Annotated in this window: 19 protein-coding genes; 10 read left to right on the top strand and 9 right to left on the bottom strand. The window is 62.4% G+C overall.

Going from position 1 to position 24,413, the window contains the following annotated elements:
• Positions 1-7 precede the first annotated feature (7 nt).
• From aroB to Q0P52_RS10715, 7 genes are read right to left on the bottom strand one after another with little or no spacing between them, the layout of a single operon-like run.
• A complete protein-coding gene (gene aroB, locus Q0P52_RS10685) occupies positions 8-1,096 on the bottom strand; it encodes a 3-dehydroquinate synthase (RefSeq protein WP_293761724.1) in 1,089 nt (362 codons plus the stop codon).
• 1 nt (position 1,097) lies between these two features.
• Entirely contained in the window at positions 1,098-1,646 is a 549-nt protein-coding gene (gene aroK, locus Q0P52_RS10690) for a shikimate kinase AroK (RefSeq protein ID WP_293761726.1), read from the bottom strand.
• A 33-nt stretch (positions 1,647-1,679) separates the two neighbouring features.
• Positions 1,680-3,791 carry a type IV pilus secretin PilQ gene (locus Q0P52_RS10695; RefSeq protein ID WP_293761728.1) on the bottom strand — a complete coding sequence of 704 codons (2,112 nt, stop codon included), beginning with the start codon at positions 3,789-3,791 and terminating at the stop codon, positions 1,680-1,682.
• Positions 3,791-4,306 (bottom strand): pilus assembly protein PilP, encoded by a 516-nt coding sequence (locus Q0P52_RS10700; protein WP_293761730.1) that lies wholly within the window; start codon positions 4,304-4,306, stop codon positions 3,791-3,793. Before Q0P52_RS10700 ends, Q0P52_RS10695 begins: the two co-directional genes overlap by 1 nt.
• A gap of 16 nt (positions 4,307-4,322) precedes the next feature.
• Positions 4,323-4,949: a type 4a pilus biogenesis protein PilO gene (gene pilO / locus Q0P52_RS10705; protein WP_293761732.1), complete on the bottom strand. Its 627-nt coding sequence runs from the start codon at positions 4,947-4,949 to the stop codon at positions 4,323-4,325.
• Positions 4,946-5,542 carry a PilN domain-containing protein gene (locus Q0P52_RS10710; RefSeq protein ID WP_293761734.1) on the bottom strand — a complete coding sequence of 199 codons (597 nt, stop codon included), beginning with the start codon at positions 5,540-5,542 and terminating at the stop codon, positions 4,946-4,948. The genes pilO and Q0P52_RS10710 overlap by 4 nt, the downstream gene beginning before the upstream one ends.
• Positions 5,542-6,579, bottom strand: coding sequence for a pilus assembly protein PilM (locus tag Q0P52_RS10715; protein ID WP_293761736.1), 1,038 nt, complete (start codon positions 6,577-6,579; stop codon positions 5,542-5,544). Before Q0P52_RS10715 ends, Q0P52_RS10710 begins: the two co-directional genes overlap by 1 nt.
• Positions 6,580-6,948: 369 nt before the next feature.
• Here Q0P52_RS10715 and Q0P52_RS10720 point away from each other — a divergent pair, with 369 nt between their 5' ends.
• The 5 genes from Q0P52_RS10720 (at position 6,949) to Q0P52_RS10740 (ending at position 18,239) form a co-directional block, all read left to right on the top strand.
• The gene (locus Q0P52_RS10720) at positions 6,949-9,147 is read left to right on the top strand and encodes a penicillin-binding protein 1A (RefSeq protein ID WP_293813710.1); all 2,199 of its coding nucleotides are present in this window, start codon (positions 6,949-6,951) and stop codon (positions 9,145-9,147) included.
• A gap of 256 nt (positions 9,148-9,403) precedes the next feature.
• Positions 9,404-10,636, top strand: a complete 1,233-nt coding sequence (locus Q0P52_RS10725; protein ID WP_293761740.1) for an MdtA/MuxA family multidrug efflux RND transporter periplasmic adaptor subunit — start codon at positions 9,404-9,406, stop codon at positions 10,634-10,636.
• A gap of 15 nt (positions 10,637-10,651) precedes the next feature.
• Entirely contained in the window at positions 10,652-13,750 is a 3,099-nt protein-coding gene (locus Q0P52_RS10730) for an MdtB/MuxB family multidrug efflux RND transporter permease subunit (protein ID WP_293761742.1), read from the top strand.
• Complete coding sequence (locus tag Q0P52_RS10735; RefSeq protein ID WP_293761744.1) at positions 13,747-16,848, top strand: multidrug efflux RND transporter permease subunit; 3,102 nt, start codon at positions 13,747-13,749, stop codon at positions 16,846-16,848. The genes Q0P52_RS10730 and Q0P52_RS10735 overlap by 4 nt, the downstream gene beginning before the upstream one ends.
• Complete coding sequence (locus Q0P52_RS10740; RefSeq protein WP_293761746.1) at positions 16,845-18,239, top strand: efflux transporter outer membrane subunit; 1,395 nt, start codon at positions 16,845-16,847, stop codon at positions 18,237-18,239. Before Q0P52_RS10735 ends, Q0P52_RS10740 begins: the two co-directional genes overlap by 4 nt.
• 9 nt (positions 18,240-18,248) lie before the next feature.
• On the opposite strand, the gene Q0P52_RS10745 is transcribed toward Q0P52_RS10740, so the two are convergent.
• Positions 18,249-19,118 carry a formyltransferase family protein gene (locus tag Q0P52_RS10745; RefSeq protein ID WP_293761748.1) on the bottom strand — a complete coding sequence of 290 codons (870 nt, stop codon included), beginning with the start codon at positions 19,116-19,118 and terminating at the stop codon, positions 18,249-18,251.
• Positions 19,119-19,353: 235 nt separating this feature from the next.
• Here Q0P52_RS10745 and Q0P52_RS10750 point away from each other — a divergent pair, with 235 nt between their 5' ends.
• Both Q0P52_RS10750 and Q0P52_RS10755 read left to right on the top strand, forming a co-directional pair.
• Positions 19,354-19,560 (top strand): hypothetical protein, encoded by a 207-nt coding sequence (locus tag Q0P52_RS10750; protein ID WP_293761749.1) that lies wholly within the window; start codon positions 19,354-19,356, stop codon positions 19,558-19,560.
• A 145-nt stretch (positions 19,561-19,705) separates the two neighbouring features.
• Positions 19,706-20,401, top strand: coding sequence for a DnaJ domain-containing protein (locus Q0P52_RS10755; RefSeq protein WP_293761751.1), 696 nt, complete (start codon positions 19,706-19,708; stop codon positions 20,399-20,401).
• A gap of 215 nt (positions 20,402-20,616) precedes the next feature.
• Here Q0P52_RS10755 and Q0P52_RS10760 read toward each other — a convergent pair whose 3' ends face one another.
• Positions 20,617-21,507, bottom strand: coding sequence for an EAL domain-containing protein (locus Q0P52_RS10760; protein ID WP_293761753.1), 891 nt, complete (start codon positions 21,505-21,507; stop codon positions 20,617-20,619).
• A 271-nt stretch (positions 21,508-21,778) separates the two neighbouring features.
• Between Q0P52_RS10760 and tauA the strand changes: the two genes are divergently transcribed.
• Genes tauA through tauC form a run of 3 tightly spaced genes read left to right on the top strand, consistent with a single transcriptional unit; the run spans position 21,779 to position 24,400 of the window.
• On the top strand, positions 21,779-22,762 hold the full coding sequence (gene tauA / locus Q0P52_RS10765; RefSeq protein WP_293761755.1) for a taurine ABC transporter substrate-binding protein: 984 nt from the start codon (positions 21,779-21,781) through the stop codon (positions 22,760-22,762).
• A 10-nt stretch (positions 22,763-22,772) separates the two neighbouring features.
• On the top strand, positions 22,773-23,558 hold the full coding sequence (gene tauB / locus Q0P52_RS10770; RefSeq protein ID WP_366062212.1) for a taurine ABC transporter ATP-binding subunit: 786 nt from the start codon (positions 22,773-22,775) through the stop codon (positions 23,556-23,558).
• The gene (gene tauC, locus Q0P52_RS10775; RefSeq protein ID WP_293761757.1) at positions 23,555-24,400 is read left to right on the top strand and encodes a taurine ABC transporter permease TauC; all 846 of its coding nucleotides are present in this window, start codon (positions 23,555-23,557) and stop codon (positions 24,398-24,400) included. The genes tauB and tauC overlap by 4 nt, the downstream gene beginning before the upstream one ends.
• The last annotated feature ends 13 nt before the right edge of the window (positions 24,401-24,413 follow it).

The raw sequence follows: 24,413 nt of genomic DNA on the forward strand, positions 1-24,413 counted from the left end.
GAACGGCTCAGCGCTGGATGAAGGGACCGGACAGGAGTTCGCGCAGCAAATCGTCAGACAGACCGGCTTGAATGACAGCCTGGCCAAGGGACTTCAGCAGCACGAAGCGAATTACACCGGATTGTACTTTTTTGTCATGACCCATATAGGCCAGCCATTGTTCGAAACCCAGATCCGGCGAAAGGGTGGGCAAGCCGGCGGCGGCAATAAGGCGCGTGGCGCGCGCCACCTCCGCCTGGCCCAGCCAACCCTGCAGGCGGGAGGCTTCCGCCGCCAGCACCATGCCGGCGCCTACGGCTTCACCGTGCAGCCACTTGCCATAGCCCAGCCCGGTCTCGATCGCGTGACCAAAGGTATGACCCAGATTCAACAGCGCGCGAACGCCGTTTTCCTTTTCATCCTGGCCGACGATCTCTGCTTTCATTTCGCAGGAACGGCGCACGGCGTATTGCAGCGCGTCAGGGTCGCGAGCGCGTAGCGCGGCCATATTGTCTTCCAGCCAGCCGAGGAAATGCTCGTCGCCGAGCAGACCGTACTTGATCACTTCGGCCAACCCCGCCGACAGCTCGCGGTCCGGCAACGTGCTCAGCAGCGCCATATCGGCCAGCACCAGTCTGGGCTGATAAAACGCACCAATCATGTTCTTGCCGAGAGGATGGTTGATGGCGGTCTTGCCGCCTACCGAGGAGTCCACTTGCGCCAGCAGGGTGGTGGGAATCTGGATGAACGGTGCGCCGCGTTGGTAGCAGGCGGCGGCAAAGCCGGTCATGTCGCCGATAACGCCGCCGCCCAAGGCGATCAGGGTGGTCTTGCGCTCGGCATTGGCACCCAGCAGCGCGTCGAAAATCAGATTGAGCGTTTGCCAGTCCTTGTGCGCTTCGCCATCGGGCAGCACGACCGGCATCACTTGCACGCCCTTGGCCTCCAGCGCCCCCTGCAAGCGCGCCAGATAGAGCGGGGCAACGGTGGCATTGGTGATGATGGCCGCTTGTGGAATGGGCAGGGCCGGCAGCAGCAGTTCGATCTGGTCCAGCAATCCGTGGCCGATATGAATGGGGTAGCGGGTGTCGGGCAGGGTCAGATCGAGGGTAATCATGTCAGGGGCGGTTTCCGGAGGAGGGCGGTTGCAACTGGTCCAGCAAGCGGCATACCAGCAGGTTCACGTTTTGCTGGCTGGTATCGATGACGATGTCCGCAACTTCGCGGTAAAGCGGGTCGCGTTCTTGGAACAGGCTTTCCAGCTTGGCGCGGGGATTGGCGATTTGCAGCAGCGGGCGGTTCTTGTCGTGCTGGGTGCGGGCCAGCAGATCGTCGATGCCGGCGCGCAAATAAATAACGGTGCCATGGCTGGCCAGATTTTGCCGGTTTTCTTCGCGCAACACGGCGCCGCCGCCCGTGGCGAGCACAATATTGTCCATGCGGACCAGATCGGCAATCACGGAGGACTCCCGATCGCGAAAGCGCAATTCGCCTTCAATGTCGAAGATGGTGGCGACGCGAACGCCGGTGCGCGCCTCGATCTCATGATCGGAATCGTAAAAGGTTTTTCCGGTTTTTCGGGCCAGTGCGCGCCCGACGGTGGTCTTGCCGGCACCCATCAGACCCACCAGAAAAAAATTGCCTGCCATGTTTTCCATGGCAGGCATTGTAGCTGATGCGGATGGTATCTGTCTGCGCTGTCAGCGGTTGCTGAGGTTGAGATCTTCCACCACGCGCGGAGTGAGGAAAACGATCAGTTCGGAGCGATTGTTCTTCTCGGCTTTGCTGCGGAACAGCGCGCCAAGGAAGGGGACATCGCCCAGCACTGGTACCTTGTTGACGGTGGTGTCCACGGTTTGCTGATAGATGCCGCCAATGACCACCGTGCCGCCGTTTTCCACCAGTACCTGCGTCTTCACGTTTTTGGAATCGATGGAAGGCGTGCCGCCCACCAGCAACGTGGTGTTGGGCGTGTCCTTGTTGATTTCAACCTGCATCACCACGCGGTTGTCCGGGGTGATCTGCGGGGTGACCTTCAGGCTGAGCACCGCTTTTTTGAAGGAAACGGTGGTGGCGCCGCTGGAGCTGGCTTCCTGGTAAGGAATTTCCGTGCCCTGTTCGATGCTGGCGGCGATGCGGTCGGCGGTCATGATGCGCGGACTGGCAATCACCTTGCCGGCGTCTTCGGTTTGCAGGGCGTCGATTTCCAGACCAATGGCGGCGCGGCTGCCAGCGCCGAAGACGGCGGCAATCGAGTTGTAGGCGCCGGAGAGCGGCAGGTTAACGCCGGTATTCAGCGGTACTTTATCTGTTGATAAGCCGCGACCGACATTGAATGCCGTAGTAGCGTCTGACAGCGTACCGCCGAGAGCAGTGCCGCCGGAGACGCGCGCCACCGCCAGCTTGACGCCCAGGTTGCGGCTCCAGTTTTCATTGGCCTCTACGATGCGGGCTTCGATCAGTACCTGCTTGACGGGGATGTCGGTCTTGGTGATCAGGTCGCGGATCTTGTCGATGGTGGTTTGGGTATCGTTGATGATCAGCGTATTGGTTTTGGGGTCGATCAAAGCGCTGCCGCGCTCGGACAGGATGGTGTCCTTCTTGCCGGTGCTGTTGTCGCCTTCGAGAATCTTCTTGAAATCCTCAGCGGAGCGATAGCGGAGCACGAAGGTTTCAGAACGGACCGGTTCCAGCGCCGACAATTGCTGGCGGGCCTCCAGCACTTGCTTGTCGCGCGCCAGCAATTCATCACGCGGCGCGATATTGATGATATTGCCGTTGCGGCGCTGATCCAGGCCCTTGGTTTGCAGAATCAGATCCAGTGCCTGATCCCACGGCACATCCTTGAGGCGCAAGGTGATGTTGCCGGCGACCGAGTCGCTAGTGACGATATTGAGGCCGGTGAATTCCGCGATGACCTGCAGCACGGTGCGCACTTCGATGTTCTGGAAGTTCAGCGAGAGCTTGTCGCCCTTGTACTGCGGTTTGACATTGAGCGGATTGGCATTGTTGTTGCCATTGCCGTTGGCCGAAGCCTCGACGGTGGGTTTGCGCACTTCCACGACCAGCTTGCGCTCGGTCTGATAGGAAGAGAAATCCCAGTCGCCGTTAGGCTGGATCAGAATGCGGCTGTTGCGTCCCTGATTCAGGCCTATCACCTTGTCTACCGGCGTGGCGAAGTCGGTGACGTCCATGCGGCGCTCCAATGAGCGCGGCAGGTTGGCCCCTGTGATGTCGACCACCAGATTCTTGCCCTCACGGCGAATGTCCACTGGTGTGGAGTCGGATGGCAGGGCGATTTCAACACGACCTTCGCCGGTTTTGCCGCGACGGAAGTCGAGGCCCAGCGGCGTGCCGGCGGTTGCTGCAACGGCTTGAGCGGTTTCAGCTGCCGGGCGCTCCACCGGCGTCGCGCTTTGTTTGGCGTCGACTGCGGTATTGCCCAGCTTTACCAGCAGCTTGTTGCCGTTGACGCTGGAAGTGTAAGTGACATTGCGGGAGAGATTCAGCACCAGGCGAGAACGACCATTGGCTTCCACCGCCACCGCGGACTTCACCACCGGATTGCCCAGATCAATGAAGCTCTTGGGCAACTTCACCTTGGTGTCGGCAAAGTCGAAGGCTACGCGCGATGGGTTGGCGATGGCGAAGCTGTTGGGCTTGACCGCCGGGCCGTCGAAAGTAACCTGCAGCAATTGGGCGTCGCCGTCAGTCTGGGCGATATCGATCGCAGTGATGGCGGCGCCAGCCTGGGCAAGGGTGAATGCGAAGGACAGGCCAAGTCCCGACAACAGTTTGATGGAGTTCTTCATTATTTCTGCCCTTGTTCATCCAGGTACATGCTGGTTTCGCGTTGTACCCATTCTCCGTTCAGATCTTCCACGGTTTCGGAAAGCGTGAGTTCAGTCTCGGTGATGCGTTTGACCTGGCCGAAATTCGGCCCGATGAAATTGCCGGGCTGAACGCGGTAGACGCTGCTCTCCGGGGTGCGGATCAGCGCGTAGGTGACACCGTTGCGCTTGAGCAGGCCCACCATCTTCAATTTGTCGAGGTCGTAGTTTTCCAGCGCTTCGCGCGGCCTCTTGAAGTCGGGCGCATTGGCCATGTTCTGTTTCTTGCCCATCTGCAGCTTGGCGGCGTTGAAGGGGTCGGGCAGATCAAAGGCGTTGTAGGCGAATGGCTGATACACCTGGGCTTGCGGCAAGGGTTCGATCTGACCGCGCAGGCCCTGGCTTTTCTGGATGGTCCATTCGCGCAGGTCTTCCGTGTCGCTGGCGCCGCAGGCGGCCAACAGCAGGGGGCAAAGCAGTGCGAGAGTTCTTTTCATGGTGTCTGTCTCACGCTCACTTCTTCGGCGGCAGGCTGCCGGCGGCCGCCAGGCGTTCTTCGGGTTCGAGCGCGCGGAACGTCATGGCGGTGGCGTCCATTGTCAGTCTGGCCGCATCCTTGCCCTGACCCGGAGTCAGGCCGATGTCGCTGATGGTGACGATGCGTGACAACTGGGCCACATCGCTGACGAATGCCGCCAGGTCGGAGTAGCTGCCAGTCAGCTTGATCTGGATCGGCACTTGCGCCATTTCGCTGGTCTTGATTTCGTTGCCCGGCTTGAACAGCTCGAATTGCAGACCGCGTCCAATACCGGCCTGGTTGATCTCAGTCAGCAGCGAGTCCATGTCTGACTTGGTGGGCAACTGCTTGAGCAGGGCTCCGAAGGAAACCTGGATTTCTTTCAGTTGCTGTTGCAGGGCTTCCAGATTGACGGCTTGGCGCTTTTTGTCGACAAAGGTCTGTTTGAGCTGTTCTTCCTGTTGCTTGGCGCTTTCGAGCTTGTCCATTTCATCGCTGAGCACCAGAAAGTACCCGGCGGCCATCAGCAAGATGGCGATAAGGACCATGACGATAGCCTGGGCCGGCAAGGGCCAGTTGGGCATGTCCTTTGGATCGAGATTGCGGAATTCGTCTAGGGTCATGGCTTCGGTCCTTGCGGCGGGACTTGGGCTGCGGGCGCGCTGGCAGCGGATTGAGCCGGCTTCAGCGAAGTGACGAGGCTGAACTCGCTGACGCGCTGGTTGTTGACGATGCTGGCCTTCACTTCCACCAGCACCGGATTGGTGAAGATGGAAGATTGCGCCAGCGTGCGCATGTAGTTGGACACGCGGGCACCAGAGAGCGCGTAACCGGACAACGCAAAATCATTGCCGGTTTGTTTGAAGGTTTTCAGGTAGACGCCGTCCGGGGTTTGCCGGATCAACTGGTCGAAAACGTAAACGCTCTGGTTGCGACCCTGCTCAAGACGCTCCACCAGCTGCTTGCGGTTCAAGAGGTCGTCGCGTTGCTTTTTCAACGTGCCGATGTCCTTGATCTGCTGATCAAGCTTGCTGATTTCGCCTTGTAGGAACTGGTTGCGCGCTTCTTGCCGCGAAATGCGGCTGTCGTAGATCAGATAGGTCAGCGCTACCAGCAGCAGTGCCGCAGCAATGGACGCGCCCATGAAAATCTGGAAGCGCAGCCTGTGGGCGGCTTTCTTCTGTTCACGGTGAGGCAGGAGGTTGATGCGGATCATCAGTCGAACCTCCTCATGGCCAGCCCGCAGGCAACCAGCAGCGCCGGTGCGTCGAGCAGCAGGTCCTTGAGGCGGATGCCGCTGGATTGGACCATGGTGGTGAATGGGTTGGCGATCATGGTGCTGATCTGGGTGCGAGAAGCGACTGCGTCGTCCAGGCCCGGCAGCATGCTGCAGCCGCCTGCCAGCAGGATGTAGTCGACGCGCAGGTATTGCGACACGCTGACGGTGGTGTAGAAGAATTGCAGCGCACGCTGGATTTCCTGAGCCAACGAGTCAACGAAGGGGTGCAGCAGTTCGGATTCGTAACCGTCGGGCATCGCCATGCTGCGCTTGCCGTTCTCCGCCTCTTCAAAGCTGATGCCGTAGCGGCGCTGGATATCGCGCGTGAGCTGTTGTCCGCCGAAAGCCTGTTCCCGATAATAGATTTGCTGGCCGTTGCGGATGACGTTGCAGTGGATTTTTGTGGCGCCGATGTCGAACAGGGCGAAAGTCTGATTCATGCCGTGATCAGGCAATTGCTGCTGGATCTGCTCGAAGGCGGTCATCATGGCGAAGGATTCCACATCCACCAGATGGGCTTTCAGGCCAGCCATTTCCACCACGGCGACGCGCTCTTCCACCTTTTCCTTGCGGGCTGCGCACAGCAGCACTTCCAGATCGTCAACGCTGCCCGGCGAGGGACCGAGCACTTGATAATCCAGATTCACTTCGTCGAGCGGGAAGGGGATGATCTGGTTGGCTTCGGATTCGATCATGCCTTCCATGTCGTCCGATTGCGTCACCGGCACCAGCAGCTTCTTGTAGATGGCCATGGCTGTGGGAATGGCGATGGCGACATTCTTGGTGGAGCTGCCCAGACGCTTCCATGCCTTGCGGATGGCGTCGGCGATGCCCTCGATGTCTACCAAGTTGCCTTCAGACAAGGCATCCTTGGGGAGATGTTCAATAACGTAGCGTTCAATCTGGTAGTTCTTGCCGGAGCGGGATAGCTCCACCAGTTTGACGGAGGTGCTGCTGATGTCGAGACCGAGCAAGGGAACATTCTTGGACTTCCCCAATCCAAGATTGTCCAGCCAGTTGGTCCCGATCCCTAGTTTGTCGGATAGCATCAGTGAAGGCCCCGAATTAGGTCTAGTGCGGCAGATTTCCTTCTGCCGCGGTCAATGTTTAGTCTTGCATCCATTCACAAGACGTTATAATCCGCTTTCTTCCGAAAGCCTATTCTAATTATGTTCAAACGACTGCTTGCGATTCTGGCCGGCTTGGTCATTGGTGGGGCCGTTCTGGTAGCGGGTGCCGCTGCCATTGCGATCATCATAACCTACCCGCGTTTGCCAAGTCTTGATGTGCTGACGGATTACCGTCCGAAAATTCCGCTCAGGGTCTACTCCGCTGATAACCAATTGATCGGAGAATTCGGCGAGGAGCGGCGATCTTTCGCTCGCATCCATGAGGTGCCGCAGCTGATGAAGCAGGCGCTGCTGGCTGCCGAAGACGAGCGTTTCTATCAGCACAGCGGCGTGGATTATGTTGGTGTGCTGCGCGCCGCGGTGGGCAATATTGTATCCGGGCACGCCCGTTCCGGGGCAAGCACCATCACCATGCAAGTGGCGAAAAACTTTTTCCTGTCCAGTGAAAAGACTTTCACCCGGAAGTTTAATGAAGCATTGCTGGCTTTCAAGATCGAACACACGCTGTCCAAGGATCAGATTCTGGAGCTGTACTTCAACCAGATCTATCTGGGACAACGCGCCTATGGTTTTTCGGCTGCGGCCCAAGCCTATTTCGGTAAGCAGATCAATGACCTGAGCGTCGCGGAAATGGCCATGCTGGCTGGTTTGCCGAAGGCGCCTTCCGCTTACAACCCCATCGTCAATCCGGATCGCGCCAAGCTGCGTCAGCAGTATGTGTTGCGCCGCATGCGCGAGCTGAACTTCATCACCCAAGAGCAGTACCAGGCGGCGGTGAATGAACCGTTGAAGCTGGCGGGCAATGCGGTGGACGGCAACCAGCCGGCGCTGTACGTGGCGGAAATGGTGCGTCAGGCGATGTACGAACGCTATAAGGACGCGGCCTACACCGAAGGCTTCAAGGTGTACACCACGCTGGACAGTCATCACCAGCAGTGGGCCTATGACGCGCTGCGCGCCGGCTTGGTGGATTTCGATCGCAAGCAGGGCTACCGCGCGCCGGAAAGTTATGTCGACTTGTCGGCGGCAGAGGGCGAGGATCAGACGGAGTTGCTGGACGACGCACTGTCTGAATTACGCGACAGTGGCGACATGTTGCCCGCCATCGTGCTGTCCGCCAGCCCGTCCGAAGTGCGTGCTTATATGCGTGGCGGCAAGGTGGCGGTCATCAAGGGCGCTGGGCTGGACTTCGCCCGTCGCGGGCTGAGCGCCAAGCTGGCGGCCGACAAACAGATCCGCCGCGGCGCGGTGATCCGCATCCGCGCACATGAAAAAGGCTATTGGGAGATTGTGCAGATGCCGGAAGTGGAGGGCGCTTTCGTCTCCATGGATACCCGCACCGGCGCCATCAAGTCGCTGGTGGGCGGTTTTGATTTCAACCGCCGCAGCTTCAATCACGTGACCCAGGCTTGGCGTCAGCCGGGCTCCACCTTCAAGCCCTTCATTTACTCGGCGGGCGTGGAGCGCGGCATCACGCCGTCCACCATGATCAACGATGCCCCGCTGACCGTGCCGGGCCAGCCGGGCCAGGCGGCGTGGGAGCCCAAGAACGATGACGGCAAGTTCGCCGGTCTGATCAGCATGCGCCGCGCGCTGACCCAGTCCAAGAACCTGGTATCTGTGCGCATCCTGATGGCCATCGGCACGGATTACGCCCAGCAATACATCACCCGCTTCGGCTTCTCGGCCAAACAGCATCCGGCGTACCTGACCATGGCGCTGGGCGCGGGGGCGGCCACGCCGTTGCAGATGGCTGAGGGCTACTCGGTGTTCGCCAACGGCGGCTACCGCGTGAAGGGTTATTTCATTGATCGCATCGAAGATCAGGCGGGCCGCGTGCTGGCCAAGACCGTGCCGGCCACCGCCGGGCAGAACGCCCAGCAGGCCATTGATCCGCGCAATGCCTTCATCATGACCTCGATGATGAAAGACGTGGTGCGCTACGGCACGGCTTACAAGGCGATGAGTCTGGGCCGCATGGACCTGGCGGGCAAGACCGGTACCACCAGCGACTGGAAGGACGCCTGGTTTGTCGGCTTCAACCCCAATTTGGTGGCAGCCACCTGGGTGGGTTACGACCAGCCGCGTTCGCTGGGCCGTTACGGTTACGGTGGTACCGCCGCCTTGCCGGTGTGGATGAACTACATGGCCAATGCGCTCAAGGGTGTGCCCGAGATCGAGCTGCCGGTGCCACAAGGCTTGGTGGTGAAAGCGGGCGCCGGCCAGCGCGGCGGCGACGAGTACTACTACGAAGAGTTCCAGAAGACCAATCCGGAACTGAAAATCGACAACCGAGGCTCGGTGCCGGGCAGCGACAGCGCAGATGTTCCCGCCGACGACAACGCGCCGAAGGACAACAATGCGCCCGCCGCCAAGGATGCGGTGGAGAACGTGAAGGAATTGTTGTTCTGATTGTCAGATTTGATCGCTGTTGCCAAGGGCCCGCTTCCGGATGGAGGCGGGCTTTTTTTTAAGTGCTGTCGCCGTTTTGCGACAGCTTGGCTGAAAGCCTTGCCGGATAAGGCTGGCAGGATTAACAACTCTAAACATGTTGCCCATAGGCAGTGCAACAATCCGGCCCTATCATCGCTGCATTCCATGCTGTCGCGCCTGGTCCGGGCGCATTGATCAACGCTTTCATTTGCGGGTTCCGCCCCTTTTCGCCGACATGACCGACGCCGCCTCCAGCCCTTCCCGCCGCAACATCATCATCGTCCTCCTTCTTGCCGTCGTTGCAGGTGGTTGGTGGTGGATGAAAAAGCCCGGCTCCGCCGATGACGCCAAAAATCCGCGCAAAGGCGGGGTGATGGCGGTGACGGCCGCGCCGGTGCGCAAGGCCGACGCGCCCTTGCAGTTGACCGCGCTTGGCACGGTGAGCGCGCTCAATACGGTGACGGTGCATAGCCGGGTGGATGGTCAGCTGCAGGCGCTGCATTTCGAGGAAGGGCAGATGGTGAAGCAGGGGCAGTTGCTGGCTGAACTCGACCCGCGTCCTTACCAAGCTAGCCTGATGCAGGCCGAGGGGCAGTTGCTGCGCGATCAGGCCCTGCTGCTGAATGCCCAGCAGGATCTGGCTCGCTACAAGCAGCTGTTGGCGCAAAACTCCATTGCCAAGCAGCAGGTGGATACGCAGGATGCGCTGGTGAAGCAGTACCAGGGCACGGTGAAGCTGGATCAGGGCTCGGTGGCCAGCGCCCGCCTGCAACTGGATTACAGCCGCGTCGCCGCGCCGGTGAGCGGCCGTGTTGGCCTGCGTCAGGTGGATCCGGGCAATATCGTCAAGGCCAGCGACGCCAACGGCATTGTGGTGATCACCCAGACCCGCCCGATCAATGTGCAATTCTCCGTGCCGGAGGTCAGCCTGACCTCGGTGCTCAAGGCCAGCAAGGAGGCCGGCGGCAAGCTGGCGGTGGAGGCCTGGGATCGCGACAACCACAACAAGTTGGCCGAAGGCGTGTTGCTGGCCATCGACAACCAGCTCAACGCCAGTACGGGCACCGTGGCGCTCAAGGCGCGCTTTGCCAATGAGGACGACGCGCTGTTTCCCAATCAGTTCGTCAATGTGCATCTGAAGCTGGGCAATCAGAAAGATGCGGTCGTGGTGCCCACGGTGGCGCTGCAACTGGGTAAGGGCGGCAGCATTGTGTACACGCTCAACGCCGATGAAACGGTGAGTGTGAACAAGGTGCAGACCGGCCCGGTATCCGGCGAGAACACCATCATTGTGGAGGGGGTGAAGCCCGGACAGCAGGTGGTGGTGGATGGCCTGGACAAGCTGCGCGACGGCGCCAAGGTGAAGGTGGTGACCGCCCGCCCGGACGCGGCGGGCGATGCCGGCGGCAAGAGCAAGCGCCGCAAGCATGACGCCAGCGGCAACAAATCAGCCTCCTCGGCGCAATAAGCGGGAGCGCGGCTGATGAATCCTTCACGTCCGTTCATCCTGCGGCCGGTGGCCACCACTTTGCTGATGCTGGCCATTCTGCTGGCCGGCCTGGTGGCCTGGAAACTGCTGCCGGTATCGGCGCTGCCGGAGGTGGACTACCCCACCATCCAGGTAGTGACGCAGTATCCGGGCGCCAGCCCGGACGTCATTACTTCGTCCATCACCGCGCCTCTCGAGCGGCAGTTCGGCCAGATGCCGGGCCTCACCCAGATGTCGTCCACCAGCTCGGGCGGCGCTTCGGTGATTACTTTGCAGTTCAGCCTCGATTTGACGCTGGACGTGGCGGAGCAGGAGGTGCAGGCCGCCATCAACGCCGCCGGCAACCTGCTGCCTTCCGATTTGCCCAATCCGCCCGTCTACAACAAGGTGAACCCGGCAGACACGCCGATCATCACCATTGCCGTCAGTTCGCCGACGCTGCCGCTGACCAAGCTGGAGGATCTGGTGGACACCCGACTGGCGCAGAAACTGTCGCAAGTGCCGGGCGTGGGTCTGGTGAGCATCAGCGGCGGCCAGCGGCCGGCGGTGCGCATTCAGAGCAATCCGCAGGCGCTGGCGGCGCGCGGTCTGACGCTGGCGGACATCCGCACGGCCATCGGCAACGCCAACGTCAATCAGGCCAAGGGCAGTTTTGACGGGCCCAAGCAGGCTTCCACCATCGACGCCAACGATCAGCTGAAGTCGGCCGAAGAGTACAAGCGCGTCATCATCGCGTACCAGAACGGCGCGCCGGTGCGGCTGGGCGATGTGGCGCAAGTAGTGGACGGCGCGGAAAACACGCGCCTGGCGGCCTGGAACGGCAGTACGCCGTCCATCGTGCTGAACGTGCAGCGCCAGCCCGGCGCCAACGTCATTCAGGTGACCGATCGCATCAAGGCGCTGTTGCCGCAGCTGCAGGCCACCTTGCCCGGCGCGGTGGACGTGAAGCTGTTGAGCGACCGTACCGTGACCATTCGCGCGTCAGTGGAGGATGTGGAGTTTGAATTGCTGCTGGCCATCGGGCTGGTGGTGATGGTGATCTTCGTCTTCTTGCGCAATGTGCCGGCCACCCTCATCCCGGCCGTGGCGGTGCCGCTGTCGCTGGTGGGCACTTTCGGCGTGATGTACCTCACAGGCTTTTCCATCAACAACCTCACCCTGATGGCGCTGACCATCGCTACCGGCTTTGTGGTGGACGACGCCATCGTGATGATCGAAAACATCGCCCGCTACATCGAGGAGGGCGAAAAGCCGATGGCGGCGGCGCTGAAGGGTTCGGCGCAGATCGGCTTCACTATCATCTCGCTCACTTTTTCACTGATCGCGGTGCTGATCCCGCTGCTGTTCATGGGCGATGTGGTGGGCAGGCTGTTCCGCGAGTTCGCCATCACGCTGGCGGTGTCCATCCTGATTTCCGCTTTTGTATCGCTGACACTGACGCCGATGATGTGCGCGCGGCTGCTCAAGCATGTGCCGGAAGAAAAACAGGGCTGGTTCTATCATGCCAGCGGCCGTTTTTTTGACGACGTGATTGCCCGCTACGGCCGTTTGCTGTCCTGGGTGCTGGAACGGCAGAAGCTGACCTTGCTGGTGGCGGTGGGGACGCTGGCGCTGACCGTGGTGCTGTATGTCATGGTGCCCAAGGGCTTTTTCCCCCTGCAGGACACCGGGGCTATCCAGGCCATCAGCGAGGCGCAGCAGTCGGTGTCGTTTTCCGCCATGTCGCGCATGCAGGAGGAGCTGGCCGGCCGCGTGCTGAAAGACCCGGCGGTGGAAAGCGTGTCGTCCTTCATCGGCGTGGACGGCAACAACGCCTCACTCAATAACGGCCGCATGCAGATCAACCTCAAACCCAAGAACCAGCGCGACGACGTGCGCACCGTGATCGCCCGCTTGCAGGACAGCGCGGCCGACATGCCGGGGATGTCCTTGTACCTGCAGCCGGTGCAGGATCTCACCATCGATACCAGCGTCAGCCGCACGCAATACCAGTTCACCTTGCAGGCCGGCAGCGCGGACGACCTGTCGCTGTGGGTGCCGAAGCTGGTGGCCCGCTTGCAGAAGATTCCGCATCTGGCCGATGTGGCCAGCGACTTGCAAGACAAAGGCCTGCAGGCTTACGTCAACATCAACCGCGATACGGCGGCCCGGCTGGGCGTTACCACCGCAGCGGTGGACAACGCGCTGTACGACGCCTTCGGCCAACGTCTGATTTCCACCATCTTTACCCAGACCAACCAGTACCGCGTGGTGCTGGAGGTGTCGCCGGACCACCAGCGCGGCCCACTGTCGCTCAAGGGCATCTATGTGGCTACCGTCGCCGGCGGCCCGGTGCCGCTGGATACGCTGGCCAGCATCGAGGAGCGGCCGACCGCGCTGGCGGTGAACCATCTGGGCCAGTTCCCCAGCACCACGGTGTCCTTTAATCTGGCCAAGGGCGCGTCGCTGGGCGATGCGGTGGACGCCATTCGCGCTGCAGAAACCGAGCTGGGCATGCCGGCCAGCATAGACACGCGGTTCCAGGGCGCTGCGCTGGCCTTCCAGGCCTCGCTCAGCAATACGCTGTGGCTGATTTTGGCCGCCATCGTCACCATGTACATCGTGCTGGGCGTGCTGTACGAAAGCTATATCCATCCGGTGACGATCCTGTCCACCCTGCCTTCGGCCGGCATCGGCGCGCTGCTGGCCTTGCTGGTGTCGGGCTACGACCTGAGCATCATCGCCATCATCGGCATCATTCTGCTGATCGGCATCGTGAAGAAAAACGCCATCATGATGATCGACTTCGCACTGGAGGCGGAGCGGGAGCAGGGCATGTCGCCGCGCGAGGCCATTTACCAGGCCTGCCTGCTGCGTTTCCGCCCCATCCTGATGACCACCATGGCGGCGCTGCTGGGCGCCTTGCCGCTGATGCTGGGCGGCGGCATGGGGTCCGAGTTGCGTTCGCCGCTGGGCGTGACCATGGTGGGCGGCCTGCTGGTGAGCCAGGTGCTGACGCTGTTTACCACGCCGGTGATTTATCTGGCCTTCGACCGCCTGGCCCAGCGCTTCCGTCGCCCCGCGGGCAATGACGCGGAGGAGGTGGAGGCATGATTCCCTCCGAACCCTTCATCCGCCGGCCTGTCGCCACCACGCTGCTGACGCTGGCCATCCTGCTGGCCGGTATTCTGGCGTTCAAGCTGCTGCCGGTATCGCCCTTGCCGCAGGTGGATTTTCCCACCATCTCGGTGTCCGCCAAGCTGCCCGGCGCCAGCCCGGAAACCATGGCCGCCACGGTGGCTACGCCGCTGGAGCGCGCGCTGGGCCGTATTGCCGGGGTGAGCGAAATCACCTCGTCCAGCTCGCAGGGTTCCTCCCGCGTCACCCTGCAGTTTGATCTTAACCGCGACATCAACGGCGCCGCGCGCGATGTGCAGGCGGCCATCAACGCCGCCCGCTCCATGCTGCCCACCGGCATGCCGTCCAATCCCACTTATCGCAAGGTGAATCCGGCCGACGCGCCCATCATGATCATCGCGCTGACCTCGGACACGCTCAGTCGCGGGCAGATGTACGATGCCGCCGACACCATCCTTGGTCAGAAGCTGGCGCAGGTGCCCGGCGTGGGCGACGTCAACATCGGCGGCGGGGCGCAACCTGCGGTGCGGGTAGAGCTCAACCCGATGCAGCTCAACCACTACGGCGTGGGGCTGGAAACCGTGCGCGCCGCCATTACCAGCACCAACGCCAACCGGCCCAAGGGTTTTGTCGAGGATGACCAGCGCCACTGGCAGGTACAGGCCAACGACCAGGCCGGCAAGGCGGCAGACTATCTGCCGCTGATCGTCAGCTACAAGAATGGCGCGGCGGTGCGGCTGGGCGATGTGGCCGAGGTGAAAGACTCGGTGGCGGATTTGCGCAATGCCGGCCTGGCGGGCAAGAAACCGGCGGTGATGATCATCGTGTTCCGTCAGCCGGGCGCCAACATCATTGAAACAGTGGACCGGGTGAAGGCGCTGCTGCCGCAGCTGAAGGCCTCCATTCCCGGCGCCATCGACATGAATGTGGTGATGGATCGCACCCCCACCATTCGCGCCTCCCTGTCCGAGGTAGAGCGCTCGCTGACCATTTCGGTGGCGCTGGTGATCCTGGTGGTGTTCCTGTTCCTGCGCAACGGCCGCGCCACCGCCATTCCGGCCATCACGGTGCCGGTGTCGCTGGTGGGCACCTTCGCCGTGATGTATCTGTGCGGCTTTTCGCTCAACAACCTCAGTCTGATGGCGCTGACCATCGCCACCGGCTTCGTGGTGGACGACACCATCGTGGTGCTGGAAAACATCTCCCGCCACATCGAAAACGGCATGAAACCCTTCCAGGCGGCGCTGCGCGGCGCGCGCGAGGTGGGGTTTACCGTGCTGTCGATGAGCATTTCGCTGATTGCGGTGTTCATTCCCATCCTGATGATGGGCGGCATTATCGGCCGCTTGTTCCGCGAGTTCGCCGTCACCTTGTCGGTGGCGATTCTGGTGTCCTTGCTGGTATCGCTCACCACCACGCCGATGTTGTGCGCCCGCTGGCTCAAGCCGCATGCCGAGCGCCCGCCGTCGCGCCTGTTTGCCCTCAGTGAACGCTTTTTCGACGCCATGCTGGCCGCCTATCGCCGCACGCTGGCCTGGTCCTTGCGCCACGGCCCGCTGATGATGTTGGTGCTGGCGGCCACTATCGGCCTCAACGTTTATTTGTACACCGTGGTGCCCAAGGGCTTCTTTCCGCAGCAGGACACCGGCCGGCTGACGGGGATGATCCGCGCCGACCAGAGCATCTCCTTCCAGGCCATGCAGCAGAAGTTGCAACGTTTCATCGATGTGGTGGGCAAGGACCCGGCGGTGGATGTAGCCATCGGCTTCACCGGCGGTGGCCAGCGCAACATGGCCAATATGTTTGTGGCGCTCAAGCCCTTGTCCGAGCGCAAGGACAGCGCGGATCAGGTGATTGCCCGGCTGCGCAAGACGCTGGCGCGCGAGCCCGGCGCCCAACTTTTCCTGCAGCCGGTGCAGGATATCCGCATCGGCGGCCGCGCCAGCAACGCGCAATACCAGTACACCCTGCAGGGAGATGATCTGGAGGAGCTGCGCCGTTGGACGCCCAAGGTGCAACAGGCGCTGATGAAGCTGCCCATGCTGGCCGACGTCAATACCGACCAGGAAGTGAAAGGCCTGCAAACCACACTGGAGTTCAACCGCGACGCCATGGCGCGGCTGGGGCTGACGCCGGCGCAGGCCGACTCCGTGCTCAACGATGCCTTCGGCCAACGTCAGGTATCCACCATCTACAACCCGCTCAACCAGTACCATGTGGTGATGGAGGTGGCGCCGGAGTTCTGGCAAAGCCCGGACGCGCTGCACAATATCTATCTGCAAACCAGCAACGGGCAGCCGGTGCCCCTGTCGGCCTTTGCCAGCTGGAAACCCACCAATACCTCCTTGTCGGTCAACCACCAGGGACAGTTTGCCGCCGCTACCGTGTCTTTCAATCTGCCGCCGGGCGTCTCGTTGTCAGACGCCACCGTCGCCATTGATCAGGCGCTGGCCGGCATCGGCCTGCCCGCCAGCATCCACGGCAGCTTCCAGGGCACGGCCAAGTCTTTCCAGGATTCGCTCAACAGCCAGCCCATGCTGATCCTGGTGGCCATCATCGCGGTCTATATCGTACTGGGCATGCTGTACGAAAGCGTGGTGCATCCGGTCACCATCCTTTCCACCCTGCCGTCCGCCGGCGTAGGCGCCTTGCTGGCGCTGATGGGCACCGGTGGGGAGTTCAACATCATCGCCCTCATTGGCGTCTTGCTGCTGATCGGCATCGTGAAGAAAAACGCCATCATGATGATCGACTTCGCGCTCAGCGCGGAACGCGAGCAGGGCCTGAGCCCACACGACGCCATCCTGCAAGCCTGCCTGCTGCGCTTCCGCCCCATCATGATGACCACCATGGCCGCGCTGTTCGGCGCGCTGCCGCTGGCGCTGGGGCATGGCGACGGCGCGGAGCTGCGCACGCCGCTGGGCATTTCCATTGTCGGCGGGCTGGTGCTGAGCCAGTTGCTGACCCTGTACACCACTCCTGTCGTTTATCTCTATCTGGACCGCTTCCGCTTGTGGTGCCTGAAATGGCGCAGCAGCCATCATCTGGAACCCGTCGCAGGAGGCGAGGAATGAGCACCATGCAAGACACCCTGTTCCGGCCCGCCCTGCTGGCGGCTTTGTTGGCCCTGAGCCTGACTGGCTGCGCCATTGGCCCCGACTACGTCAAACCCGCGCTGGACATGCCGGCCGCCTTCAAGGAAGACGGGCGCTGGAAGGGCGCACAGCCGCAAGACGAGCACCCGCGCGGCCCCTGGTGGCAGGTGTACCATGATGCCCGCCTGGACGGCTTGATGGATACCCTCAATCGGCAAAGTCCCAGCATCGCGCAGGCCGAGGCGCAGTATCGACAGGCGCAAGCCTTGCTGGATCAGGCCGAGGCCAGCCTCTGGCCCTCGCTGGGGCTGAACGCCGCCAAATCGCGCGGCGTCAGCAGCGCCGGCGGCGCCGTGGAGAACCAGTACAACCTCTCGCTGGCCGCCAGTTGGGAAGTGGACTTGTGGGGCAGCGTGCGCCGCGCGGTGGAAGCCGGGCAGGCCAAGCAGTCGGCCAGCGCCGCGCAACTGGCCGCTGCGCGTCTGAGCGCGCAGGCGCAACTGGCCACCGCCTACCTGCAACTGGTGACGGCGGACGAACAGCTGCGTCAGCTGCGCGAAAGCGAGTCCCTGCTCAAGGCCTCGCTGGACATCACCCGCAATCAGTTCAACGCCGGCATCGTGTCCGACGCCAGCGTGGCGCAAGCGGAAAGCCAGTGGAAAACCGCACAGGCGGCCGTGGTGGACAAGCAACTCACCCGCGCCCAGCTTGAGCATGCGGTGGCGGCGGCGCTGGGCGAGAACCCGTCCAGCTTCAGCCTGCCGCAGGCAAGCGGTTTGCCGCGTCTGCCGCAGATCCCGCCCGGCCTGCCCTCCACCCTGCTGGAGCGCCGGCCTGACATCGCCGCCGCCGAACGCGCGGTGGCGCAAGCCAATGCCCAGATCGGCATCGCCAAGGCTGCGTATTTCCCCACGCTGACGCTGGGGGCCAGCGGCGGTTACAAGAGCAGCAGTTTTGCCGACTGGGTCAGCCTGCCCAATCGCATCTGGTCGGTGGGGCCGCAGCTGGCGCTCAGCCTGTTTGATGCCGGCCTGCGGCGCGCGCAGACCGCGCAGGCCATCGCCGCCTACGACGCCAGCGTCGCCAGCTATCGCCAGACCGTGTTGTCGGCCTTCCAGTCGGTGGAAGACAATCTGTCGGCGCAAGGCCTGTTGGCCGAAGAGGCTGGCCACCAGCAAGCGGCGCTGGAAGCCGCGCGCCGCGCGGAAACCATCACCGCCAATCAGTACCGGGCAGGCACGGTGGGGTATCTGAACCTGTTGACCGCGCAAAACAGCCGCATCAGCGCGGAGAATGCCTTGTGGACCCTGAAGAACCGCCAATATGTGGCCAGCGTGTCGCTGATTTCGGCCATTGGCGGCCAGTGGTAAGACGGAGGGTCAGAACTGGAAGGGCCGGCGTCCGTCGCGGGCGCCCGGCGCTTGCAGGCTCCATTCGCTGATCACCAGAAAGCCGTCCCGCAGCGCCACCAGCATTTCCAGGTCGATGGCCTGCACCAGCGAACCCGGCGCAAAGCCATGGCTTTCGCGCCATCCCTGCGCGCGGTGCACGATGATGTCCACCTGGTTTACCCGGGCCAGACAATTGAGTTCGCCGAAGGCGCGCAGGCGCAGACTCACCTCGTCCAGCGTGCCGGCCAGCGGCAAAGTGCGCTCGGCTTCGCTCCAGCGCGGCCAGTAGCTGGCCTGCGTCTCGTCCTGCGGAACGGCATCGCGCCATAGTCGTGGCAGATCGGCGGTCAGACGGCGGCTTAGCCGACCCAGCGCCAAACGGTTTTTCCACTCCAGCGTTTCCAGCGTTTCCGCCACATCCAGCGCATAGTCTTCGCGCGCCAGCACCGCGCCGCTGTCGAAATCCGGGTCCAGCGCGTGACAACAGGTGGCCCATTGGGTACGGCCCTCGAGAATGGCGCGCGGCAAGGGATAAGGCCCGCGGCCAACCGGCAACGGCGAAGGGTGGAAGTTGACGCCGTAGCGCAGATGGGGTCGCCAGTCCGGAATGCGCCAGTTGTAACTGGCGGCCAGCAGGGCTTCGCAGCCGTCTTCCGCCAGCTGTTGCAAATCACGCGGCTGAATGGGAGAGAGCTGCAGCGGCAGACCCAGCCGGGCGGCGTCAGCCACTATCTGCCGGTTACCGTGCAATTGGCCTTCCAGCGGCACGCTGAACAGTTTGACGGGCTCCCAGCCTGCCGCAAGGCAGGCATCCAGCACAGGCTTGAAACGGTCGGTCAGCGTGATGGCGAAGCGCATGGGGTTTCTCCGGGGCAATGGCCGGATGATAGGCCATGCGGCGGGGCGGCGCGCGCGGCGCAAGACACATTAACATTTGCCGCCTCTCCGGGGGCGAGAGGGTGCGGTGGCATGACTGTGTCGTTTTCGCCTCAAGGCCGGGCAGCGCGCCCGCGCTTTTGCCGATGTGTCTTTCCGTCGTCACACAACAGGGCAATAATAAGCGTTCGATTGATGCACTTTATAGGAGTTCTGTATGGGTATTCTTGATACCGTGGGTGAAATCGCTGGTGCCGTTGCCGCCGTGGAAGCGCTGGAAAAGGTGGATCCGGATGCAGGTCTCCTCGCCAAGGGCGCGGCGGCCATTGCCGGCTTCAAGGGCGCGGGCGCGCTGGAAGAGATGCTGGAAAAGAAGGACGAGCCCACTGCGGACGCCGGCGACAGCGCCGACCAGCAGGCTTGAGCACCTCGAGCTCCAGTAAAAAGCCCCGCTCGGCGGGGCTTTTTACTGGCAAGACAAGGAGCGCAAGTCATGCTCGCCACGCTTGTTTGATTTCATCGGTCAACTTCAATAGCATTTGATTTGATATTGTCATATCTGAGGCCGCATGGAACGCAAGCGGGACCTTTATCAGATTCTCCACGTCAGCCGTGATGCGGACGGGGACATGATCACGGCGGCTTACCGCATCCGGTGCGCCAAGCTCGAGCCGCTGACTGATGCTGAATCGATCAATGAAATGAAACTGGTCCAGTGGGCCTACGAGGTGCTGGGCAACGAGCGGGAGCGCGCCGGCTATGATGCGCGTCATGCGCAAGCGCCCTCAGCCACAGAGGGCGCATCGGCGGTGATCCAGTATGTCGACGCGCCGGGAGAAGGCAGCGGCCGTCTGTGGCGGATGGGGATGCTGTTGGCCGTGCTGGCCGGCTGTGGCGTTTATCTGTATGCGGAGCGCGCCGGCAATACAGCCCGGAATGCTGTCGTTGCGGACAGCAAGCCGGCCTCTGCGCCGGCAGCCGCGCCCGCTGAGGCGCCATCAACACAGGTGGCACAAAGCAACCCGACACAGGGGCATCTCGATGGCCAGCGGTTGGCGCAATTACAGTCCCAGTTCGAGCAGCAGAGCCAGCGGGATTCGGTAGCCGAAGCATTCCGCGAGCGGAATCAGGCCATGCAGAATTTTCAGGAGAAGCAGATGCAGGCGATGGCCCAGATGCGCGCCAATCGCGAGCAAGCCTACTTTGCCTGTTACAACGCGGCAAAAAATGCGATGCAGGAGGCTAATTGCGCGCGTTGGCGTTGACCGAGGTGGATGAAGTGGCAGCAAAAAAAGGGCCGGACATTGTCCGGCCCGAATCATTTGGGAGAAACACTACAGAGACAGAAGCAGGATATTCAGACAGTCAGCCAAGACCATCTTGCCCCGCTGCCAGGCCGGGAGGCCTGACAACGAAGCCATCTTAGGCCGGCCCCTCGTGGGCTGTGAAACAAGAAAAACTGCATAGCATTGCAGGCTATTCAGGCTTGCGCCTGTGTCAGGATGGCCGGCTGCCGCGCGCTGGCGGTGGGGGCGGGCGGCGTTTCCTGCAACAGCCGGGTGATCCAGGGCCCGGACAGATAGCGCGCCTGCATGCTTTGCGCCAACTCCAGCACCTTGCCGCAGCTGATTTCCTCTACGCCCAGGGCATAGCCCTGCTCCACCAGCGCCGGCAGCAGTTGCAGCAAAGGCTTGCGCCAGTGTGGATAAGTGGTGGCGCGGTGCAGGTGGCGGGGGGAGAGCGTGATGAAGTCCGGCTCCAGCCGCCACACGCGCAGCAGGTCGTCGGGGTGGTTGCCAAACTGCCCCAGCCCCACTTGATGGCCGCCGGCGCGATAGCGCGCCACCAGTTCTGGTTCCACATCGCGGGTTTCGTCGTCGCTGTACAGCAGGAACTGCACCAGTGGCGGTGCAAGGTCCAGCCTGCCTAGCAGTTCGGCGGTGAAGTCGATCAGATGGGTGCTGAGCGAGCGGCACAGACGCGGGTCCACATCGATGCGCAGCCCGCCGTCGGGGCCATTGCGGCCCAGATGATTGATCAGATGCAGTACGCGGATCAACTTGAGCAGCGAGATGGCCTTGTGCTCGTTGAAATTCATGGCGAACAGCCAGTTGGCGGACAAGGTCTGGCCGAACTGGCCGTGCACTTTCAGGCGCGCGGCCACGCGAGGCGGGGTGTCCGGCGCGCCGGCGTCGGCCACGGGATGAAACTCCGTGGTGAGCCACCAGCCGTCAAAGTGGCCGAATACTTCATTGTCGTTCCAGGACAGCTCCACCGGAAAAGGCAGGCTTGCCAGCATTTGCCTGCCTTCTATCAGCAGGTCTGCCGGAAAGCCGGGTGGACAGTGGCGCGAGGGTTTGAATCGTTTCATGCCGGACATCCGGAAAGTGGATGCGAGCCACTATATCGCCTGGCCGCAACGCGCCAATCCAATTTATTTTGCATAGCAAATCAGCGTTGGGAATATGCGTGCAGGCCGGTTGCGTCTCCGATTCCAACGAGTCGGGGAGGCGGGTTGCGCACTTGCCGGGCGTGATAAGCAATCCTGCCGCCGCTTGATAAGCAAAGCTGTTTTTCTTGTTTTTCAAGCCAGAGGGCGGGCTCTAGATTGGCATCAAACCACAAGCCAATTGGAGCTCGCCATGCAGAAAACCGTGAAGTTCGCCGCCGCCGTCGCCCTTTCCCTTGCCGCCTGGTCGGTGCAAGCTGCTGAAACCGTCACCATCGCCTATCAGACCGGCGTGGACCCGTCCAAAGTGGCGCAAGCCGACGGCGTGTACGAAAAAACCACCGGCGCCGCCATCAACTGGCGCAAGTTTGAAAGCGGCGCGGAAGTGATCGCCGCCGTGGCGTCGGGCGATGTGCCCATCGGTAATATTGGCTCCAGCCCGCTGGCCGCCGCCGCCAGTCGCGGGTTGCCCATCCAGACCTTCCTGGTGACCGGCGTCATCGGCGAGGCCGAGGCGCTGGTGGTGCGCAACGGCGCGGGCATCAGCAAGCCGGCCGATCTGGTAGGCAAGAAAGTGGCCGTGCCTTATGTGTCCACTACGCACTACAGCCTGTTGGCCGCGCTCAAGCACTGGAAGGTGGACGCCAACAAGGTGAACGTGATCAATCTGCGCCCCAGCGAGATCGCGGCGGCCTGGCAGCGCGGCGACATTGACGCCGCCTACGTCTGGGAGCCGGCGCTGGGCAAGATCAAGGCCAATGGCAAGGTGCTGACCACCTCGGCCGAAGTGGGCAAGTGGGGCGCGCCCACCTACGACCTGTGGATTGTGCGCAAGGATTTCGCCGAATCCCATCCTGATTTCCTGAAGAAGTTCGTCAAGGTGACCGGCGATGTGTACGCCCAGTACAACAAGGACCCGAAAGCCTTTATCGCCAACGCCGCCAATGTGGAAAAAATCGCCCGCCTGACCGGCGCCAAGCCGGAAGAGGTGAAAGACCTCATCAGCGGTGAAACCTATCCGACCCTGGCCGAGCAAAGCCGCATCCTGCAAAAGCCCTTCGTCAAGGCCGTGACCGATACCGCGGTGTTCCTGAAGTCGCAAGGCAAAGTGGAGTCGCTGCAGGCGGATTACACCCCCTATGTGACCAACCGCTTCGTCAACGCGGCCATCAACTGAGGAGCGGAGCATGAGCCTGTTGCAAGTAGACCGTCTTAGCGTGCGCTATCCGGGGCAGGCCATGCCTGCCCTGCATCAGGTGTCGCTGACGCTGGGCAAGCAGGACCTGCTGGTGGCGCTGGGGCCGTCCGGTTGCGGCAAGAGCACCCTTCTGGGCGTGCTGGCTGGTTTCATCAAGCCTACCGCCGGCGACGTGCTGTTTGGCGGCCAGCCGGTGAAAGCGCCGGGCGTGGAGCGGGCGGTAGTGTTCCAGAACGATGGTCTGCTGCCCTGGCTCAATGTGGCCGACAACGTGGCCTTCGGCCTCAAGTTGCAGGGTGTGCCGCGCGCGGCGCGCGAGCGGCTGGTGGCGGAAAACCTGCAACTGGTAGGGCTGGCCGACGCCGGGCAGCGCCAGGTGTGGGAGCTGTCCGGCGGCATGCGCCAGCGGGTGGGCATTGCCCGCGCGCTGGCCAGCCGTTCGCAAGTGCTGCTGATGGACGAACCTTTCGGTGCGCTGGACGCCTTTACCCGCGAGCAGATGCAGCAGTTGCTGCTGCAAGTGTGGCGGCAGTCCGAGCGCGGCGTGTTTCTGATCACGCACGACATCGAAGAGGCGCTGTTTCTCGCGACGGAATTGATCGTGCTGTCGCCGGGGCCGGGCCGCATCATCGAGCGCATCCGTCCCGTCTTCGGCCAACGTCATCTGGCCGGCGAGCCGGTACGGGCCATCAAATCCGACCCTGAGTTCATCGAGCTGCGCGAAACCCTGCTGGCGCAGCTGGTGCGGGCCCGGCAAGAGGAGGCTGTCGCATGAGCGTGCAAGAGCAAACCTGGGACGGCGACGAGCTGCCGGCAGACAAACCGCGCCGCCGCAGCCTGCCAAGCGTGACGCTCAAGCCGGCGCACTGGGCGCTGATCAGCGTCGCCAGCGTGGTGGCCTTGTGGTGGCTGGTGGGCGCGGCCGGCTGGGTGCCGGCCTTGTTTCTGCCGCCGCCGCAAGACGTGGCGCGCAAGCTGCTTACCCTCACCACCAGCGGTTATATGGATGCCACGCTGCAGCAGCACTTGCTGGCCAGCCTGCAACGCATGGCGCTCGCGCTGGCGGCTGCGGTGGTTATCGGCGTGCCGCTGGGCGTGATCATCGGCGTGTACCCGCTGGCCCGTCACCTGCTGGACCCGCTGATCGAGTTTTACCGCCCCTTGCCGCCCTTGGCCTACCTGCCGTTGATCGTCATCTGGTGCGGCATTGGCGAGGGCAGCAAGGTGCTGTTGATCCTGCTGGCCATTCTGGCCCCGGTACTGTTGGCCACCGTGCACGGCGTGGCCAGCGTCAGCCCCTTGCGACAGCAGGTGGCACTGACGCTGGGTGCCAGCCGCCGGCAATTGCTGTGGCATGTGATTCTACCTGGGGCCTTGCCGGACATCCTGACCGGCATCCGCATCGGTCTTGGGGCCGGCTGGTCCACGCTGGTGGCGGCCGAACTGGTGGCCGCCACGCGGGGCTTGGGTTTCATGATCCAGTCCGCTGCCCAGTTCCTGGCTACCGATGTGGTATTGGCCGGCATCATCGTCATTGCGCTGGTGGCTTTCGCCATGGAACTGGCCCTGCGCGCCCTGCAACGCCGTCTGACGCCCTGGCACGGCAAAGCCCATTGATATTGAGGTAAGA

Source organism: uncultured Aquitalea sp., from assembly GCF_945957525.1.
Lineage (GTDB): Bacteria > Pseudomonadota > Gammaproteobacteria > Burkholderiales > Chromobacteriaceae > Aquitalea.

Excerpts from the sequence above, each read along its gene's own strand:
- Q0P52_RS10735 (WP_293761744.1), top strand. The coding sequence starts at position 13,747 with ATGATTCCCTCCGAACCCTTCATCCGCCGGCCTGTCGCCACCACGCTG.
- tauC (WP_293761757.1), top strand. The coding sequence starts at position 23,555 with ATGAGCGTGCAAGAGCAAACCTGGGACGGCGACGAGCTGCCGGCAGAC.
- Q0P52_RS10755 (WP_293761751.1), top strand. The coding sequence starts at position 19,706 with ATGGAACGCAAGCGGGACCTTTATCAGATTCTCCACGTCAGCCGTGAT.
- tauA (WP_293761755.1), top strand. The coding sequence starts at position 21,779 with ATGCAGAAAACCGTGAAGTTCGCCGCCGCCGTCGCCCTTTCCCTTGCC.
- Q0P52_RS10750 (WP_293761749.1), top strand. The coding sequence starts at position 19,354 with ATGGGTATTCTTGATACCGTGGGTGAAATCGCTGGTGCCGTTGCCGCC.
- Q0P52_RS10700 (WP_293761730.1), bottom strand. The coding sequence starts at position 4,306 with ATGAAAAGAACTCTCGCACTGCTTTGCCCCCTGCTGTTGGCCGCCTGC.
- Q0P52_RS10745 (WP_293761748.1), bottom strand. The coding sequence starts at position 19,118 with ATGCGCTTCGCCATCACGCTGACCGACCGTTTCAAGCCTGTGCTGGAT.
- Q0P52_RS10710 (WP_293761734.1), bottom strand. The coding sequence starts at position 5,542 with ATGATCCGCATCAACCTCCTGCCTCACCGTGAACAGAAGAAAGCCGCC.
- Q0P52_RS10730 (WP_293761742.1), top strand. The coding sequence starts at position 10,652 with ATGAATCCTTCACGTCCGTTCATCCTGCGGCCGGTGGCCACCACTTTG.
- aroK (WP_293761726.1), bottom strand. The coding sequence starts at position 1,646 with ATGCCTGCCATGGAAAACATGGCAGGCAATTTTTTTCTGGTGGGTCTG.
- pilO (WP_293761732.1), bottom strand. The coding sequence starts at position 4,949 with ATGACCCTAGACGAATTCCGCAATCTCGATCCAAAGGACATGCCCAAC.
- Q0P52_RS10695 (WP_293761728.1), bottom strand. The coding sequence starts at position 3,791 with ATGAAGAACTCCATCAAACTGTTGTCGGGACTTGGCCTGTCCTTCGCA.
- tauB (WP_366062212.1), top strand. The coding sequence starts at position 22,773 with ATGAGCCTGTTGCAAGTAGACCGTCTTAGCGTGCGCTATCCGGGGCAG.
- aroB (WP_293761724.1), bottom strand. The coding sequence starts at position 1,096 with ATGATTACCCTCGATCTGACCCTGCCCGACACCCGCTACCCCATTCAT.
- Q0P52_RS10725 (WP_293761740.1), top strand. The coding sequence starts at position 9,404 with ATGACCGACGCCGCCTCCAGCCCTTCCCGCCGCAACATCATCATCGTC.
- Q0P52_RS10760 (WP_293761753.1), bottom strand. The coding sequence starts at position 21,507 with ATGAAACGATTCAAACCCTCGCGCCACTGTCCACCCGGCTTTCCGGCA.
- Q0P52_RS10740 (WP_293761746.1), top strand. The coding sequence starts at position 16,845 with ATGAGCACCATGCAAGACACCCTGTTCCGGCCCGCCCTGCTGGCGGCT.